This window comes from Pseudoalteromonas sp. S3776 (genome assembly GCF_005886915.1).
In the GTDB taxonomy this organism is placed as follows: Bacteria; Pseudomonadota; Gammaproteobacteria; order Enterobacterales; family Alteromonadaceae; genus Pseudoalteromonas.
Genome location: NZ_PNCU01000026.1, coordinates 1 through 3,652 on the forward strand (window position 1 = coordinate 1; position 3,652 = coordinate 3,652).

Below are 3,652 nucleotides of genomic sequence, written 5' to 3' on the forward strand. Positions count from 1 at the left end.
AGTATAAAGGCCATTAATATGCTTCATGGCTCGGCCTAAATTTGCATCAGGGGTTTTGATTAGCAGGTGGTAATGATTGGTCATTAAACAATAAGAATGCACTTCAATATTAAAGCGAAGGCTTGCTTGCTCAATACAATATAAAAAATACTTAAAGTCGTCATCGCTCAAAAAGGTATTTTCACGCCCTCTTCCCCGATTCATTACATGATAAAACGCATTTTCATACTCTATTCGCAGCGGTCTAGACATAATAATAAACTCAATGAGCAAAAAACTATAAATCTAGACCTTTGATGTCTGAAGTAAAGATTTGACCCCTTTGGTTTTTTTCTTTAGTTAATAAGCTTTCATCTAAAGATTTACTTTTATCTGCATTTTCAAATGAATTTATGAAATCAACCTGCGCACTATAAAATCGATTACTTAAGTCAGAGTTTGACTCTAACTCAGAGCTTAAATAACTATTGAGCTCATTATGCAACTTACTATATTCTTTTATTTTTTCGAGAGTCGCTTTATTATTTAAATTTTCACAAAGTATTAAGCCCGCAGAAGTTTTTCCAGCAAGATGAAAGTCAGCACTTAGCGTAGCAATTAAAAAAATACTAAGCATCATTTAACATTCCTTTTTAAATATAAAAAATATTTTTTGATAAACTCGGCTAATATAACTAAAAATATTACGAGCAGTAAAAGTCACTCAAAAACTGTGTGGGTATGGGGTCAAATTTTTGACTTCAGACATCAAACCACTTCGAAGCTCTTCCCAATGTAATTTAACCTTCTTATCTTCAATCATTAATGCATTTAATCTTTCAACAACTTTTGATACAGCCGAATAGTGTTTAACATTAAAAATAATTTCTAACGCTTTTAAATTTTAAAACTGTGGCCAAAATTAGTTGACCACTAGAACTAAGATGTGATGCGGAGGTAGGGAGAAATTATTTCTTATAAGCAGACTTTGCTAATATCAAGCTAATGTAAAAAGTTAGTATAGATAACCCAAATAATAATAAAGATACAGACCAACCAAGAGGGCCTGTTTCACATCCGTTATTATATTTACAAGCAATGGTATTCGGTTCTAAAATAAATTGATAAGAAAACCATCCGAGAAATAATGAAAGAGCTAATAAAAGTAAAGCTAATATTATTTTTGATTGTATGGACTTTAACGTTGTTGACCCATTTTCGGATGGATATTTTCGTATCAGGTATAAAAGAAAAAAGCATCCAACACTAAAGACTGTTAAAGTTAAACTATATAATATATTAATTATTTTAGGACTAAGAGTTGATATGAAAATTAATAAAGCTGAGATTAATATTATATAGGTTAGCTCTGAACGCATAATTAAGATTACTCTCTTGCGCTGCAAGAAATAATTAATTCACCACGACTCTGTGAAGTAAGTGCAAAGTAAACATTCATTTTATTATTATCATTAGTCCTTGGAGCGCTCCTTACGCTAATCGTATCTTTTTTAGTTTGTGAAATGGTAATCTTAAAAGAGCTAATCCAGGGATTTTGTACTCCTGTTTGTATAACTGTTGCAGCTGACGCGTTTACAGTAACTTCACCATTTTTATAAATCAACTTATCATCATTAAGAGCTGTCGAAAGGTTTACCGAAACACTCTTTAGCATTTTAGGGGCATCTTCAAAATAATTTTCATTAATAATTGCGCAACCAATTTTATTCATAGGAAAAGATTTGGAAGCCGATATATCACTAAATAATATTAATGATATAGATAGAAATATAAACAAAAGTTTCTTTTTCATGTGAATTATTAGCCCAATACTGTTAAGGATAAAATATGCCTTTACCGGGATTTATATCATTAGCAATCTGCCAGCAAAGAATTCTCTCTAACTCCCAACCTTTCCTGCTTATTTCACCAATAGTAGCGTCTTCAATCTCTCGTAAAATCAATCCTAATTTTTCAGTAATACTAAAATACTCGTCGAGTTTATCTAACGAATATGCTATGCCAAGGCCGATAAATATAGCTACAGCCAGAGGAGCTGCGGCTATTGTAGTTGTTGTTCCTACAGCAGCTGCTGCAAGCGCAGCCGCAATACTCGATACACCAACTTTTATCAAAGATACAGCTAAATCGGCAAGTAAATTACTAAGTAAAACCTCATCTTCTAAAAAATGTTGAAGTATTATAATTGGAACTGTAAAAAATATTGTTAAGCGAGCACCGGAGCGAGCACTCTGAATTATGGCTGAAGTTTTCCCTATAGCCATATCGACAACTCGAGCATTTTTAGCTGTTTTAGTGAATATGGTTTTAAATTCGAGTTTACCTTTAAAAATAATATACTTCTCACCTCGAATATATTTTTCATAAACTCGACCAGTAAAACCTAAATCCCGGAACATTTGAATTAATACTCGACCATCTAAAGCCGCTGATATATTACCAGCCACGACTCGGCTTGTGGAGCCTGACTTATCTTTTGTAGCATTCTTGTGTAATTCGATAAGTTCTTTTCACTTAGTAGATAAAGTGTTTGATGGTTTTTACGAATGGATTCTATTAGTTTTTATTATTCTCGATATCCCTGATTTTTAAACTATTCATAGTCAATCCTTGTAAGCATATTCACATTTATTTAGTGATAAGCTACCTAAGTTGGATTAAAAAATCAATATTTCTTGTTTGAGTAATTGAGTGGGCTATTTATAAGGAGTTACTTTGAATTGGCAATACTTTAACAAGTAGCCTTGTAAAAAGAAAAGTATCAAAAAGGAGTTACCCATTAGGTAGAACCAAATAATGACCCCATTAATTTTTAGCGGTATTCACTTATTTTGTTGCTCTTCAGCATAAAACTATAATGAAAAGCCGCCACATTACTGCAACGGCTTTTTACTTTTATGAGCACTTAAAATAGAACCCATAAAGATCAATTTTTAACTCAAAAATTTTTATTAGCCGATAATGCTAATTGGCCAGTTAAATAATACCAATGCTTGGCAAAAGCAAATTTTAGTCGATTCAACGTTAATAGGTTGCTCTTGATTAGCAATCATAGGGTCTTTAGATGGGGTCTAGATGGGGTCAAATCTTGACTTCAGACATCAAACAATCTCGAAGTTTTTCCAATTGTAATTTAACCTTTTCATCTTCAAGCATTAATTTATTCAATCTACCTACAGCTTTCGATATCGCCGAATAATGCCCAACATTAAAAACAGCTGCTAATGCCTGCAAGTTTAACCCCGTTAAATCTTGGCATAATTTAATAGCAAACCAACGAGGTAAGTTTTTCTCTTTTCGTCCCTTTTTAATCATTACTATATCATCTACCTCAACATTAAAGTATTGAGCTAAGTAAGCTATAACTTCATCTGCTGAGTGATTTTTACTAACAAACTTTCTTTCGCTATCAGGCTTGGCAATATAGTCTTTTATGTTTTCAATAAAGTCCTCACAACCCAAAACCGACAATAACTTTTTAGCACTATAAAAAGCGCTTATTTCTTTATTGTTTTCATATTCAACAAACTGTTTATAAGCAGCATATTTACGCTTTTTTCCTTGAAGCGAAAATATAAAGTCCCGAACTAACCATTTCGGCGTCGCTGTGTTTTTGATAAAAGCTGAATAGCTAGACCATGTATACTTAGCA

4 protein-coding genes and 1 pseudogene are annotated in these 3,652 nt (G+C 32.4%); all 5 read right to left on the reverse strand.

The genetic code is table 11. The features are described 5' to 3' along the window. Positions 1 to 252, reverse strand: a 252-nt coding sequence (locus CWC16_RS11570) for a transposase (RefSeq protein ID WP_171037651.1), incomplete at its 3' end; no start/stop codon positions are given. Positions 253 to 277: 25 nt separating this feature from the next. After that, positions 278 to 619 (reverse strand): hypothetical protein, encoded by a 342-nt coding sequence (locus CWC16_RS11575; RefSeq protein ID WP_138541641.1) that lies wholly within the window; start codon positions 617 to 619, stop codon positions 278 to 280. Positions 620 to 1,366: 747 nt separating this feature from the next. After that, positions 1,367 to 1,792, reverse strand: coding sequence for a hypothetical protein (locus CWC16_RS11585; protein ID WP_138541642.1), 426 nt, complete (start codon positions 1,790 to 1,792; stop codon positions 1,367 to 1,369). A 22-nt stretch (positions 1,793 to 1,814) separates the two neighbouring features. Continuing rightward, a complete protein-coding gene (locus tag CWC16_RS11590; protein ID WP_138541643.1) occupies positions 1,815 to 2,447 on the reverse strand; it encodes a hypothetical protein in 633 nt (210 codons plus the stop codon). Positions 2,448 to 3,081: 634 nt separating this feature from the next. Further along, positions 3,082 to 3,652 (reverse strand): annotated as a pseudogene (locus CWC16_RS11595) (hypothetical protein); the annotation flags it as partial.

Coding starts and splice junctions, on each gene's coding strand:
- CWC16_RS11575 (WP_138541641.1), bottom strand. CDS start 619: ATGATGCTTAGTATTTTTTTAATTGCTACGCTAAGTGCTGACTTTCAT.
- CWC16_RS11585 (WP_138541642.1), bottom strand. CDS start 1,792: ATGAAAAAGAAACTTTTGTTTATATTTCTATCTATATCATTAATATTA.